The sequence below is a fragment of the Streptomyces sp. M41(2017) genome, from assembly GCF_002078175.1.
Classification (GTDB): Bacteria; Actinomycetota; Actinomycetes; order Streptomycetales; family Streptomycetaceae; genus Streptomyces.
Genome location: NZ_MWFK01000002.1, coordinates 1,881,925 through 1,896,010 on the forward strand (window position 1 = coordinate 1,881,925; position 14,086 = coordinate 1,896,010).

At 71.6% G+C, this 14,086-nt stretch carries 11 protein-coding genes; 5 read left to right on the forward strand and 6 right to left on the reverse strand.

The window, feature by feature from the left end:
- Window positions 1-7: 7 nt before the first annotated feature.
- Window positions 8-931 carry a LysR family transcriptional regulator gene (locus tag B0675_RS34100; protein ID WP_081223457.1) on the reverse strand — a complete coding sequence of 308 codons (924 nt, stop codon included), beginning with the start codon at window positions 929-931 and terminating at the stop codon, window positions 8-10.
- Window positions 932-1,001: 70 nt separating this feature from the next.
- Between B0675_RS34100 and B0675_RS34105 the strand changes: the two genes are divergently transcribed.
- Window positions 1,002-2,153: a TDT family transporter gene (locus B0675_RS34105; RefSeq protein ID WP_081223458.1), complete on the forward strand. Its 1,152-nt coding sequence runs from the start codon at window positions 1,002-1,004 to the stop codon at window positions 2,151-2,153.
- Here the strand turns inward: B0675_RS34105 and B0675_RS34110 are convergent.
- From B0675_RS34110 to B0675_RS34130, 4 genes are all read right to left on the reverse strand, one after another.
- The gene (locus B0675_RS34110) at window positions 2,122-2,835 is read right to left on the reverse strand and encodes a helical backbone metal receptor (protein ID WP_241540074.1); all 714 of its coding nucleotides are present in this window, start codon (window positions 2,833-2,835) and stop codon (window positions 2,122-2,124) included. The two genes, B0675_RS34105 and B0675_RS34110, sit on opposite strands and share 32 nt — an antisense overlap.
- Before the next feature lie 66 nt (window positions 2,836-2,901).
- On the reverse strand, window positions 2,902-3,483 hold the full coding sequence (locus B0675_RS34115) for an XRE family transcriptional regulator (RefSeq protein WP_081223460.1): 582 nt from the start codon (window positions 3,481-3,483) through the stop codon (window positions 2,902-2,904).
- Between the two features lie 499 nt (window positions 3,484-3,982).
- Window positions 3,983-6,598 (reverse strand): ABC transporter permease/substrate binding protein, encoded by a 2,616-nt coding sequence (locus B0675_RS34125; RefSeq protein WP_081223462.1) that lies wholly within the window; start codon window positions 6,596-6,598, stop codon window positions 3,983-3,985.
- A complete protein-coding gene (locus tag B0675_RS34130; RefSeq protein ID WP_081223463.1) occupies window positions 6,591-7,670 on the reverse strand; it encodes a glycine betaine/L-proline ABC transporter ATP-binding protein in 1,080 nt (359 codons plus the stop codon). The genes B0675_RS34125 and B0675_RS34130 overlap by 8 nt, the downstream gene beginning before the upstream one ends.
- A gap of 170 nt (window positions 7,671-7,840) precedes the next feature.
- On the opposite strand from B0675_RS34130, the gene B0675_RS34135 reads away from it, so the two are divergent.
- From B0675_RS34135 to B0675_RS34150, 4 genes are all read left to right on the forward strand, one after another.
- Window positions 7,841-8,779, forward strand: a complete 939-nt coding sequence (locus B0675_RS34135) for a 5'-3' exonuclease (protein ID WP_241540123.1) — start codon at window positions 7,841-7,843, stop codon at window positions 8,777-8,779.
- Window positions 8,780-8,879: 100 nt separating this feature from the next.
- Complete coding sequence (locus B0675_RS34140) at window positions 8,880-9,716, forward strand: siderophore-interacting protein (protein ID WP_081223464.1); 837 nt, start codon at window positions 8,880-8,882, stop codon at window positions 9,714-9,716.
- 352 nt (window positions 9,717-10,068) lie between these two features.
- Window positions 10,069-11,619, forward strand: coding sequence for an amino acid permease (locus B0675_RS34145; RefSeq protein ID WP_081223465.1), 1,551 nt, complete (start codon window positions 10,069-10,071; stop codon window positions 11,617-11,619).
- A 4-nt stretch (window positions 11,620-11,623) separates the two neighbouring features.
- Entirely contained in the window at window positions 11,624-12,583 is a 960-nt protein-coding gene (locus tag B0675_RS34150) for an RluA family pseudouridine synthase (RefSeq protein ID WP_081223466.1), read from the forward strand.
- Here B0675_RS34150 and B0675_RS34155 read toward each other — a convergent pair.
- Window positions 12,577-14,046, reverse strand: a complete 1,470-nt coding sequence (locus B0675_RS34155; RefSeq protein ID WP_081223467.1) for a cytochrome P450 — start codon at window positions 14,044-14,046, stop codon at window positions 12,577-12,579. The two genes, B0675_RS34150 and B0675_RS34155, sit on opposite strands and share 7 nt — an antisense overlap.
- Window positions 14,047-14,086 lie beyond the last annotated feature (40 nt).

The window sequence follows — 14,086 nt, forward strand, 5'->3', positions numbered from 1 at the left end:
GGTACGGCTACGCGCCCCGGGTCAGGGACAGCAGGTCGCGGGCCGGGCCCGTGGGGCGGTGGCCGGTGGGCCAGACGGCGCGGAGGTCGCGCGCCAGCCGGACATCCGCGAGCGGGATGCTCACGAGCCGCCGCCCCGACAGCTCCTCCCCGAGGGCGAGTTCACTCAGCACGGCGGGCCCCGCCCCGCTCACGGCCGCCGCCTTCACCGCGGTGGTGGACGACAGCTCGATGAGGGGACGCGCGAGCCCCCCGAGCGCCGCGTCGAGCACCTGCCGCGTCCCCGACCCCTCCTCACGGAGGATCAGCGGCGTGTCCGCCAGCTCGGCCGCGGCGAGCGGTGCCCGGCGGCGCGCCCAGGGATGCCCGGGTGCCGTGACCACGATCAGCCGGTCGCGGGCGATGACCGCGGCGTCGAGCCCGGTCGGCACGGTGAGGCCCTCCACGAATCCGAGGTCCGCCTCCCCGGCCAGGAGCCGCTCGGCGACGGCGGCCGAGTTCCCGGCCCGCAACGAGACCGCCGTGTCGGGCCGCTGCGCGCGCAGCGCGATCAGCCAGCCGGGCAGCAGGTACTCGGCGATCGTCATACTCGCGGCCACCCGCAGCCGCGAGTCCCGCCGGTCCCGCAGCGCCTGCGCCCCGGCGTCGAACGCCTCGGCCGCGTCGACCACCCGGCGCGCCCAGTCCGTGACGAGGGCCCCCTCGTGGGTGAGCCGGGAACCGCGCGGTGAGCGGTCCACGAGCGCCACGCCGAGCTGGCGTTCCATGGAGCGGATCCGGCTGCTCGCGGCCGGCTGCGTGATCCCCAGCTCGCGCGCGGCGCGCCCGAGGCTCCCGAGCCGCGCCACCGCGAGCAGCAGTTCCAGCGCGCCCAGATCGGGGACCCGGTGGGCGATCCCGGGTCCGGTCCGTTCCTCAGCACTGCTACTCATAAACTCAGCTTATGTCCTCATAGGCGCAAGCTCCCTGGTGGGGAGCCCGGGCACGCGCGACCGTGGAGTCATGGTCACCGCAGCCCAGCCCTTCTCCGCCGACCCGGCGGGCGCCGTCCGTGGCGCGCGGTCCCCGCGCACGACACGGGACCGGGCCGTCGCCGCGGTCCGTCATCTCGGCCCGAACTGGTACGCGTCGGTGATGGGCACGGCGATCGTGGCGACGGCGGGCGCGGGACTGCCGGTCCACGTGCCGGGGCTGCGTACGGCCTGCGCGGTGGTGTGGGCGCTGTCGCTCATGATGCTGGTGACGTTGCTCGTCGCCCGGGCCGCGCACTGGAGGTACCACGCCGACCAGGCCCGCGCCCATCTCCTGGACCCGGCGACGGCCCCGTTCTACGGGTGTCTCGCGATGGCGCTGCTCGCCGTCGGCGGCGGGACCCTGGTGGTCGGCGCGGACTGGATCGGAACGGGGGCCGCGGTCACCGCGGACACCGTCCTGTTCACGGCCGGGACCGCGCTCGGACTGGCCGCCGCGGTGGCCGTCCCGTACCTCATGGTCGTCCACCACCGGATCGAGCCGGGGCAGGCGTCCCCGGTGTGGCTGCTGCCGCTCGTCGCCCCGATGGTGTCGGCCGCCCTCGGTCCGCTGCTGGTGCCGCATCTGCCGGCCGGCCCGCCCCGGGAGACGCTTCTCCTCGGCTGCGTCGCGCTGTTCGGGCTGAGCCTGCTGGCCGTCCTGATGATGCTGCCGATGGTGTTCGCGCGGCTCGTCACCTCGGGTCCGCCGCCGCTCGTGCTGACCCCGACGCTGTTCCTGGTCCTCGGTCCGCTGGGCCAGTCGACGACGGCGGCCGGCAAGTTCGCCGACGTCGCTCCGGGCGCGCTGTCCGCCCCGTACGCCCACGGTTTCGCCTTCTTCGCCGTCCTCTACGGAGTCCCCGTCATGGGGTTCGCCCTGCTGTGGCTCGCATTGGCAATCGCCCTGGTCGTCCGGGCCCGCCGCCGGGGCATGGGCTTCGCGATGACCTGGTGGGCGTTCACCTTCCCGCTCGGCACCTGCGCGACCGGCGCGGAGAGCCTGGCGCGCCACACCGGGGCGGCCGCCTTCGACATCCTGGCGGTCGCGCTCTACGCCCTGCTGGTGGCGGCCTGGTCGGTGGCCGCCGTCGGCACCGCCCGGGGCCTGATCAGCGGCCGGCTGCCCGCAGCGCCGCGCTGAGCCTCCCCGGTGCCTCGGCCATCGAGGGCCCGTACCAGGTCAGCATCCGGCCGTCGACCAGGGCGCAGGGGATGTCCGGGAAGGACTCGGGACCGTCGTCGGCGGTGAAACGGTACGGCTCGTCGGGCAGGACGGCCAGGTCGGGGGACGCGGCGGTCAGTTCGGCGAGCGGGATGCGCGGATAGCGGTCCGCGTGGCCGGCGTACAGGTTGTCGACGCCGAGCCGCGCGAGCACGTCACCGGCGAACGTGTCGCGGCCGAGCACCATCCAGGGCCGCCGCCAGACGGGCACGACCGCGCTGCGGCGGCGGTCCGGCGCCGGCGGCCCGGCCCACGCGGCCTCGGCCTCGTCCAGCCACCGGGGACGGCCGCGCGCACCGCAGGCCCGGAGCACCCGGTCGAGTTCGCGCAGGGCGCCCGGCACGTCCCGCACCTCGGTGACCAGGACCTCGACTCCGGCCCGGCGCAGGGCGGTCAGGTCGGGCTCGCGGTTCTCCTCCTCGTTGGCGAGGACGAGGTCGGGCGCGAGCCGCAGGACGGCGTCGACATCGGGGTTCTTGGTGCCGCCGACGCGTCGCACGTCGAGACCCGCGGGGTGGGTGCACCAGTCGGTGGCGGCCACGAGGGCGCCGGGCAGGGTCACCGCGACGGCCTCGGTGAGCGAGGGTACGAGCGACACCACGCGCGGACCCTTCGGCCGCCTCTCCCCCGGCGTCGGGTCGTCGCCCGTCGGGTCCGCAGCCACCGGTCAGCGCCTGCCGAAGCGGTGCCGGTCCTCCACCGCGTCGATGTGGTCGGCGACCTCCACGACGATGACACGGGTGTCCGGAACGGTGGCGCGCCACCGGTGCCGGACCCCGCCCGTCAGATAGAGCGTGTCGCCGCGTCCGAGGCGATGGGCGCGGCCCTCCGCCTCGACCTCGACCGCGCCGTCGCACACGTACATCAACTTGTCGTTGCGGTGCTGGAGTTCGCGTCCCTCGTCGTGGTCGCCGGTGAACTCGGTGGCGTGCAGCTGGTGGTGGCCGCGCACCAGGGGACGCACATGGGCCTCGGGAGTGAACTCGGCGCCCGCGTCGGCGCGCACGACGTCCACGCTGCACGCCGGGTCGGCCGCGGCGAGCAGTTCGGCGGCGGAGGTGTCGAGGGCCCCGGCGACTCTCTCCAGGGAGCTTCTGCTGGGCCGCGCCCGCTCGTTCTCCACCTGGCTGAGGAAGGGAACCGACAGGCCACTGCGTTCGGCCACGACGGCGAGAGTGAGTCGCAGCGCCCGGCGCCTTCGGCGCACGGCAGCGCCCACGCGAAGCGGTTGTTCTTTGTGGTCGCCCATCGCTCCGGCTCCCTCCCTCGTCTCGTCGGTCCGCGAACCGCCCGGTTTCCGGCCCGCTCCTTCTGATGAGTTGTCTGCACCCTACGCATGTTCGGCAAACCGTTTCATGGACCCGTCACATCGCTGTCACATCGAGGGAGTGCGAGGGTTACAGTTCGCGCCAGAACGAGCGCCCGCCCGCCCCTCGGGGCGCGGTGCCGGAGCGGCGGGCGTGCCGGGTCCGCACGACGGTGACCGGCGGCCGTGGGCCGGGAGTTCGACGGACATCACGGGGTCGTCCGTCGCCGGCGCGGTTGTCCGGATCCCTCCCGTACGTCAGTACGGCATCACAGGCCGTGTCGTCCGGATGTGCGGACCCGCGGCGGCCCGGACGGGCGGAGGCGGGCGACGGGACCACGACGAGGGGTGGCCCCCGCCCCACGGGTCGAAGGACCCGTACGACGAGGACCACCCCTCGGAGTGAACCGCCCACCACCCTTGGGGGTGAACCGCTCGGCGACTACTGCGGAGTCATCCGCTGCACCATGTCCGGGTGCTCCTTGAGCCAGGCGGAGACGGCGTCCTCCTCGTGCCCCTGGCCCCGCTGCTTGATCTCGCTCTCCAGGCTGCCGAGTTCGGCCTCGCTCATCCTGAAGTTCTTGATCCACTCGGTGAGCTTCGGGTACTGGCCCGGGAACTTCTTGCTGGAGATGGTGCGGATCGTGTTGCCCTCGCCGAACAGCTTCTTGTCGTCGGCGAGCTTGGTGAGCTTGTACTCGCTGTAGGCCCAGTGCGGCGACCACAGCACGACCGCGATCGGCTCCTTCTTGGCATACGCGCGCTTCAGCTCGGCGAGCATCGCGGGCGTCGAGCCGTCGACGACCTTGTACTCCTTGTCGAGGCCGTAGCCCGGAAGGACCTTCTTCTTCAGGAGGTTCATCTCACCGGTGCCCGGCTCGATCCCGATGATCTTCCCGCCGAAGGTCTTCGACTTGCCCTTGAGGTCGGCGAGGGACTTGACGTCCTTCACGTACGAGGGCACCGCGATCTCCAGGGAGGTCGGCTTGTACCAGGTGCCGAGGTCCTTGAGGTCGTTCTTGTGCTGGTTCCAGTAATTGGACTGGGCGTACGGCAGCCAGGCGTCGAAGTTGAGGTCGAGGTCGCCGGAGGCCAGGCCGGTGTACACCGGGCCGACGTCCATCTGCTTGAGGTTGAGCGTGTAGCCGCGACGGGCCAGCACGTTCTTCCAGAGGTAGGTGACGGCGACGTCCTCGTCCCAGGGGAACCAGGCGACGTCCACCGCGCGCTTGGCCTCGGCCGGGGCGGCGGCGGAAGCGCTCTTGACCGGGGCCAGCTTGTCGACGACACCGGGGTTCTTCTTCAGCCAGGCGCGCACGGCGTCCTGCTGCTTGCCCTTGCCGACCTTGTTGATCTCGGCTTCGAGGCCGGTGAGCTGCTTCTCGGTCATCTTGAAGTTCTTCAGCCACTGGCCGACGACCGGGTTGTCCTGCGCGAAGCCCTTGCGGGACAGCGTGTGCACGCCGTCGCCCTTGCCCCAGGCGCCCTTCGGGTCCTTGAGCTTCTTCAGCTTGTAGTCGCTGTAGGCCCAGTGCGGCGACCAGAGGGTGGCGACGATCGGCTTCTTCGCGGCGTAGTCGCGCTTCAGCTCGGCCAGCATCGCCGGCGTGGAGCTGTCGACGACCTTGTACTCCTTGTCGAGGCCGTACGCCTTGAGGACCTTGGTCTTGAGCAGGCCCATCATTCCGGCGCTGGACTCGATGCCGGTGATCTTGCCGCCGAAGGTGCCGGACTTGCCCTTGAGGTCCTCCAGGGAGTCGATGCCCTTCATGTAGGCGGGCACCGACAGCTCCAGGGACGTCGGGCCGTACCAGGAGCCCAGGTCGTCGAGCTGCTTGCCGTACTTCTTCCAGTACTGCGCGTGCGTGGTCGGCAGCCAGGAGTCGGTCTCGAAGTCGACGTCGCCCTGGGCGAGCGACGTGTAGAGCGGGCCGGCGTCGAACTGCTTGACGTCGACCTGGTAGCCGCGCTCCTCCAGGAGCTCCTTCCAGAGGAAGGTGGAGGCGACGCCCTCGTCCCAGGGGATGTAGCCGATGGTGACCTTCTTGCCCTGGCCGACGTTCTCGCCGTCGGCGGCGGTGGAGGTCGAGCCCGTGCCGCCGAAGACACCCATGCCGCCCGCGACCAGGGCGAGGACGACGACACCCGCCATGGCCACGACGGGACGCGGGCGGTACGACCAGATCTTCAGGCCCTGTGCGGCACGCGCCTTGGCGGCGGCGCGACGGCCGAGCGGGGAGACCTGGGTGCCCAGCGCGCTGGTCATGCGGTCGAGGTAGATGGCGAGGATGACGATGGCGACGCCGGCTTCGGAGCCGAGGCCGACGTTCAGCTGGCCGATGGCCTCGTTGACGTCGCCGCCGAGACCGCCGGTGCCGACCATGCCCGCGATGGCGGCCATGGACAGGCCCAGCATGATGACCTGGTTGACGCCCGCCATGACGGTGGGGAGCGCCAGCGGAAGCTGGATGCGCAGCAGGGTGTTGCGCGGGGTGGTGCCGAACGCGTCGGCGGCCTCGACCAGTTCCTTGTCGACCTGACGGATGCCCAGCTCGGTCATGCGGACACCGGGGGCCAGCGCGAAGATCAGGGTGGCGACGATGCCGGCGGGGGCACCGGTGCCGAAGAACAGGATCGCCGGGATGAGGTAGATCATCGCGGGCAGCGTCTGCATGAAGTCCAGCACCGGCCGGACGATGCCGCTGACCCGGTCGGAGCGGGCCGCCCAGATGCCGACGGGCACCGAGATGACGAGGGCGATGAGCGTCGCGACGAGGACCAGCGAGAGGGTCACCATCGCGTCCTCCCACAGTTCGAGGGAGTCGATGAAGGCGAAGCCCACGAAGGTGAGGACACCGGCCGAGGTGCCGCGCAGCCAGAAGGCGATGACGGCGAAGATGCCGGCGAGGAGGAGGGGCTGGGGCGCCTGGAGGACGGCGTCGATGCCGTCGTAGGTGCCGGAGAAGACGGTCTTGAGGAAGTCGAAGAGCCACGCCATGTGGTTCAGCAGCCAGTCGACCGCGTCGTTGACCCAGTCGCCGAAGGGGATCCTAGGCACCGGCCTTCACCTCCTCGTTCCGCGGGCTGGGACACGGCTCGGGCGTGCCCTGCTCGTCGCCGAGGAAGCCGACGAGTCGCTGCCGGGGGACGACCCCGACGAGGGTGTGCTTCTTGTCGACGACCGCGACCGGGTGGGTGAGGCGGGCGCTGATCGCGCAGAGGTCCACGAAGGAGGTGTCCGGCGCGGCTGTCTCGCAGGCGCAGTCGGCCTCGTCGCCGCGTATCGCGGTGTCCATGACGGCGCCCGCGGTCAGGACACGCGAGCGGTCCACGTCCTGGGTGAAGGAGGCGACGTAGTCGTCGGCGGGGCGCACGAGGATGTCCTCGGCGCTGCCTATCTGGACGATGCGGCCGTCGCGCATGACGGCGATCCGGTCGCCCAGGCGCATGGCCTCGTTCAGGTCGTGGGTGATGAAGACGATGGTCTTCTTCAGCTTCTTCTGGAGCTCGATCAGCTGGTCCTGCATGTCGCGGCGGATCAGCGGGTCGAGGGCGCTGAACGACTCGTCCATGAGCAGCAGGTCGGCGTCGGTGGCGAGGGCGCGGGCGAGACCCACGCGCTGCTGCATACCGCCGGACAGCTCGTCGGGCCAGGACTTCTCCCAGCCGGCGAGCCCGGCCAGTTCGAGGGCCTTGGTCGCCCGCTCCTTGCGCTCGGCGGCCGGGACGCCCTGGACCTCCAGGCCGTAGGCGGCGTTCTCCAGCACACTGCGGTGCGGGAACAGCGCGAAGTGCTGGAAGACCATGCTGATCTTGCGGGAGCGGACCTCGCGCAGGTCGCGGTCGCTCAGTCCGGTCAGGTCCTGGCCGTCGAAGCGCACGTGCCCGGCGGTGGGCTCCAGCAGTCCGTTGAGCATGCGCAGCAGCGTGGACTTGCCGGATCCGGACAGGCCCATGACGACGAAGATCTGGCCCGGCTCGACGGTAAAGGACGCGTCGATCACGGCGGCGGTGGTGCCGTCGGCGCGCAGTTCCTCACGGTCGACTCCGTCACGGAGCCGCTCCACGGCCGCTTCTGGTCGTCTTCCGAACACCTTGTACAGATGGTCGGCCTCAAGCCTGGATGACACGTGGTGCCTCTCGGTCGGACAGGGGAACGGGCTGAACGAACACCCACGGCGTTCCCGACAACTGGTGACGGTTGAATGAACAACCGAGCCGCTCAGAGGCCGCGCCTGCCCACGCTTACACAAAGCAAACACAGGAGTGGTCCAGGTCACTGTCAGTGGCGTACGGCATGATGCGGTTCGTGACACAGCAGACTCGACGACTCATGCTCCTCGACACCGCCTCGCTGTACTTCCGCGCCTATTTCGGCGTGCCGGAATCCGTGCGGGCCCCGGACGGCACACCGGTGAACGCCGTGCGCGGGCTGCTGGAGTTCATCGACCGCCTGGTCAGGGACCACCACCCGGACGACCTGGTGGCCTGCATGGACGCGGACTGGCGTCCGCAGTGGCGGGTCGACCTGATCCCGTCGTACAAGGCGCACCGCGTGGCGGTCGAGACCGAGACCGGCCCGGACGAGGAGGAGGTGCCGGACACCCTCTCGCCGCAGGTGCCCGTCATCGAGGACGTCCTGGACGCGCTGGGCATCGCCCGCGTGGGCGTCGCGGGGTACGAGGCGGACGACGTGATCGGCACGTTCACCGGGCGCGCCACCGGCCCGGTCGACATCGTCACCGGCGACCGCGACCTCTATCAGCTCGTCGACGACGCGCGCGGTGTGCGCGTCCTGTATCCCCTCAAGGGCGTCGGCACGCTCCAGCTCACGGACGAGGCCTGGCTGCGCGAGAAGTACGGCGTGGACGGCGCGGGGTACGCGGATCTGGCGACACTGCGCGGCGACCCGAGCGACGGACTGCCCGGGGTGCCGGGCATCGGGGAGAAGACGGCGGCGAAACTGCTCGCGGAGTTCGGTGACCTGGCCGGGATCATGGCCGCGGTCGACGACCCGAAGGCGAAGCTGACCCCTTCGCAGCGCAAACGCCTCACGGAGTCGCGGCCCTACGTCGCCGTGGCGCCCACCGTGGTCAAGGTGGCCGGCGACGTCCCGCTGCCCGAGGTGGACACCGCACTGCCCCGCGCCCCGCGCGACCCCGCGGCGCTGGACGAACTCGCGGCGCGCTGGGGCCTTGGTGGATCGCTGAACCGACTCCTTGCCACACTGGAGACATAGCGGAACCCTTCCGGCATAACTGGTGGCGCTCACGCATAGGTGCCACCAAGGAGGGAGTGCTAACTTAGGTAAGCCTAACTATGTTGACCAGGAGGCAGTGATGGCAGAGCGCCCGGAACGCAAGCCCAGGAAGCCGCACTCCGCGACGGTCGTCCGCACCGAGCGGCTGACCCCGCACATGCAGCGGGTCGTGCTGGGCGGCGAGGGCCTCGCCGACTTCGCCGCGGGCACCAGCACGGACCATTACGTGAAGCTGCTCTTCGGCGCCGAGGGCGTGACCTATCCGGAGCCCTTCGACCCACAGCGCATCCGGGAGGAGTTCCCCCGCGAGCACTGGCCGGTGACCCGCACGTACACCGTGCGCGCCTGGGACCCCGCGGTTCGCGAGCTGACCCTGGACTTCGTGGTGCACGGCGACGAAGGACTCGCCGGCCCCTGGGCGTTGAAGGTGCAGCCGGGCGAGGTCGTCCATTTCATGGGCCCCGGTGGCGCCTACGCTCCGGACACCGAGGCCGACTGGCATCTGCTCGCCGGTGACGAGAGCGCGCTGCCGGCCATCGCCGCCGCGCTGGAGTCGCTGCCCGACGGCTCCGTCGTCCGCGCCTTCGTCGAGGTCTCGGACGCCGAGGAGGAGCAGAAGATCGACTCCGACGTGGACGTCGTCTGGCTGCACCGCGGGGACCGGCCGGTCGGCAGGGCCCTGGTGGAGGCCGTACGCGGGCTGGAGTTCCCGGCGGGCCGGGTGCACGCGTTCGTCCACGGCGAGGCGGGCTTCGTCAAGGAACTGCGCAAACTGCTGCGCGTCGAACGGGAGATCCCGCGCGACGACCTGTCCATCTCGGGCTACTGGCGCCTCGGCCACAACGAGGACGGCTGGCAGGCGTCGAAGCGGGAGTGGAACGCCCAGGTGGAGGCGGAGCAGGAGACGTCGGCCTGACACCCGGCACCCCAGCAGGCAGCACCCAGGAGGCGGCGACCGCGACGCGGGCCGCCTCCTGACGTATGCGCGGGGGTCGGACCACCCCCCGCGACCATGCTGAAGCGATGAACCGGCCTGCCCCCACGGAGAGTTGACGCCGCGCCATACCGCGCACCCGGCTGCGGGCCGCAGCCGCCTCACGCACGGCCACGGGCGCGGGCGCCGGGCGACTCCGACCTCCCGGCGGTCCCGTGAGGACTTCGGCCCGTCGCCGACACGGCCGCGTCACGCGAGCGAAACAGGGCCTCCCTAATTTCTGTCACCCGACAGGAATCCCGTTCGCCCTTCCGCGCCGAAGGCAGGTGCCGCCGTGACCACCACCGCTCCCTCCGACGTACGCCCCGACCCGCCGCAGTCCCCCGACGACCGCTCCCTGAACGCGTTCGGCTACCGCCAGGAGCTGCACCGCAGCCTCGGCCGGTACGCCTCGTTCGCCGCCGGTTTCTCCTTCATCTCCGTCCTCACGACGGTCTTCCAGTTCTTCGCGTTCGGCTACGCCTTCGGCGGTCCCGTCTTCTTCTGGACCTGGCCGGCCGTCCTGATCGGCCAGCTCGCGGTGGCGGCCTGCTTCGCCGAACTCGCCGCGCGCTACCCGATCTCCGGCGCGATCTACCAGTGGTCCTCGCGCCTGTCGAACCTCTCCTTCGGCTGGTTCGCGGGCTGGATCATGGTGATCGGACAGGTCGTGGTGGTGGCCGCCGCCGCGCTGGCGCTGCAGATGGTGCTGCCCGCGATCTGGTCCGGTTTCCAGCTCGTGGGCGACGACCCCGCCCCGACCAGCCCGGACGGCGCGGCCAACGCGGCGGTGCTCGGCGTCGTCCTGCTCGTCCTCACCACTTTGGTCAACGTCCTCGACAACCGCGTGATGTCCCTGGTCAACCGGATCGGCGTCACCGCCGAGATCATCGGCGCCGTCCTCATCATCGTGCTGCTGCTCACCCACTCCGAGCGCTCCCCGGGCATCACCTTCCACACCGGCGCGGGCGGGACGGGTCTGCTCGGCGCGCTGATGGTGGGCTCGTTCATGGCCGCGTACGTGATGATCGGCTTCGACAGTGCCGGTGAGATGAGCGAGGAGACCCACAACCCCCGCCGCACCGCGCCCCGTACGATCCTCACCGCCCTCGGCGCGGCCGGCCTGCTCGGCGGGCTGATCGTGCTCGGCGGGCTGCTCGCCGCCCCGAGCCTCACCGACGGCCGCCTCGGCGTCGACGGCCTCAGCTACGTCCTCACGAGCAGCCTGGGCGACGGCGTGGGCCGCGCGCTGCTCGCCGACGTGGTGGTGGCCGTCGCGGTGGCCACCCTGGCGATCCAGACCGCCGCCTGCCGGATGCTGTTCTCGATGGCGCGCGACCGGCAGCTCCCCTTCTCGGGGCGGCTCGCGAAGGTCGACCCGCGCACCGGCATGCCGAGCGCGCCCGCCCTGGTCGTCGGCGTCCTCGCGGCCGCGCTGCTCCTCCTGAACTTCGCCTCGCCGGACGCGTTCCTCGCCATCGGCACCACCTGCATCGTGATGCTGTACCTCGCCTACGCGATGGTCACCGGCCCCCTGCTGGTGCGCAGGCTGCGCGGACAGTTCACCGCCGACGGCACGGACGAGACGGGCGCCCCGCTCTTCTCCCTCGGCCGCTGGGGCGTCCCGGTCAACGCGCTCGCCCTTCTCTACGGCCTCTTCATGACCGTCAACCTCGCCTGGCCGCGCGCCACGGTGTACGACCCGGCGGGCGGGCACTGGTACTTCCAGTGGTTCACCCTGCTCTTCCTCGGCGTCACCCTGGTCGCCGGTGCGGCGTACCGCGCGTACCGGGCGCGGGCGGCGGCACCGGAGGCGGCCGCGGCGGTCCCGGCCTCGTACGCTTGACCAGGTGAGACGCAAGCCCCGGATCCCGCCCTCTCCCCTCCCGCAGCGCCACGGGGTCGACCCCGTGCGGATCAGGCTGCCGCGGGAGGGGAGCCGGGCCACCGTGCGGGAGCACCTCGTGGAGCGGCTCGCGGCCGGGGACGGGGTCGTCGACGCGATGCTCGGCGACGGGCTGTTCGTCGGCGAGGACGGCCGGCCGGTGACGGCCACGACGGCCTACGTGCCGGGGATGTTCGTGTGGTTCCACCGGGAGCTGCCGGACGAGGAGCGGGTGCCGTTCCCGGTGGAGGTGGTGTACCGCGACGAGCACATCGTGGTCGCCGACAAGCCGCACTTCCTCGCCACCACCCCGCGCGGCAGCCACGTGGCCGAAACGGCCCTGGCGCGGCTGCGGCGGGAGCTGGAGCTGCCGGAGCTGGGCGCGGCACACCGTCTGGACCGGCTGACCGCGGGCCTGGTGCTGTTCACCGTGCTGCCCGGGGAACGCGGCGCCTACCAGTCGCTGTTCCGGGACCGGCTGATCGCCAAGGAGTACGAGGCCGTGGCTCCGTACGATCCCGGTCTCGTCCTCCCCCGCACGGTGCGCAGCCGCATTCTCAAGGAGCGCGGCGTGATGGCCGCCCGCGAGGTGGCGGGCGAGCCGAACGCCGTCACCCGGGTGGAACTGGCGGAGCACCGAGGCGGACTCGGGCGTTACCGGCTCACGCCGAGCACCGGGCAGACCCACCAACTCCGCGTCCACATGACGGCGTTGGGTGTGCCGCTGCTGGGTGATCCGCTCTACCCGGAGGTGACCGGGCCGGTGCCGGCCGGTGACTTCCGGCGTCCGCTGCAACTGCTGGCGCGGGCGCTGGAGTTCACCGATCCGGTCACCGGACGGGCCCATCGGTTCGTCAGTGGGCGGGAGTTAGAGGCGTGGGCCGCGTACGACGCCTGGTCGGCGGGCCCGGTCGGGGATCAGTAGCCGCGCCACCAGCGCACGAGACGCTGCCAGGCGCCGAGCCGGTGGGCGGGCTCGGGTGCCCGGGGCGGCGGGGTGGGTGCCGGGTGCGGTGCGGGCGCGGCCGGCGCCGCGCCCTCGCTGGTGACCTGCCAGCCGGGCCGCTGCACGGGCAGCGCGCGGACCGAGGGTCGCTGCATGACGTCCTGTGGCGGCCGGGGCTGGAACCGCACGGGCAGGTCCACGAGGTGGCGTGACGACATGGACCCGCGCCAGCGCAGGTCGCTCTCGGGGCAGTCGAGTTCGACGTCCGGCAGGCGGAGCAGCAGCGCGTCGACGCCGACGTCGGCGATGGCCCGGCCGATGTCCTGGCCGGGGCACTCGTGGGGCCCTCCGCCGAAGGCGAGGTGGGAGCGGTTGCCCTGCATGTTGGCGGCCAGGTCGGGGCGGACGCGGGGGTCGACGTTGCCCGGCGCGATCCCGAAGAGGAGTCCGTCGCCCTTGCGGATGCGCTGACCGCCCAGTTCCGTCTCCTGCTTCGCGAAGTAGCCGAGGACGGCGCTGAACGGCGGTTCGTTCCACAGGGACTGCTCGACCGCCTCGGGCACCGTCATCTGCCCGCCGTTGAGCTGGGCGCGGAAGCGCGGGTCGGTGAGGACCATGCGCAGCACGTTGGCGATGAGGTTGGCGGTGGCCTCGTAGGCGGCGAGGAGGACGAGGCGAAGGTGCTGGGCGACCTCGTCGTCGGTCAGCCCGGCGGGGTGGTTGATGAGGTGACTGGTGAAGTCGTCCTCGGGCATCGTGCGGCGCCGCGCGGTGTGCTGGGTGAGGACGCCCATCACGTACTCGTTGCTGGCGATGGCGGTGTCGGTGCCCTTGAGCAGGTCGCGGGTGGCCTGCACCATACGGTCGTTGTAGTCCTCGGGCATGCCGATGATCTCGCAGAGCACGGACATCGGCAGGTGCTCGGCGAACTGTCCGACCAGGTCGGCCTCGCCGAGCTCGCAGAACTCGTTGACCAGGCGCTGGGTGGCGCGGTTGATGTAGCGGCGCAGGCTGCGGAAGTCGATGGTGGACATGGCGCCGGTGACCGCTCCGCGCAGCCGCAGGTGTTCGTCGCCCTCGACGTGGGAGCAGATGGGCTGCCAGGCGATGTGGGGCGCCAGCGGATGGTCGTCGCCCGCGGTGCCGTCCTGGACGGCCGTCCAGAGCCGGCTGTCACGGGCGAAGTGCGAGGGCGTGCTGACCATGTGGAGGTTCTCGCCGTGCCCGAGGACGACCCAGATCGGCACGTCGTTGTGGAGCAGCACGGGGGCGACGGCGCCGTGTTCGGCGCGGAGTTTCTCGTAGAGGGCACCGAGGTCCTCCGCCTCGGGGCCGTAGAGGCGGCGCAGGCCGCCCGGGCCGGTGCTGTGGGCGGGGCAGCCCGGCGGCGGGCCGAGCGTGGGGTCCTGGGTGCCGGTCGGGGAAGGGGATTCAGGCGTCACGATGATCGCTCCGAAGCTGAAATGAGAGCTTGTGAGGGGG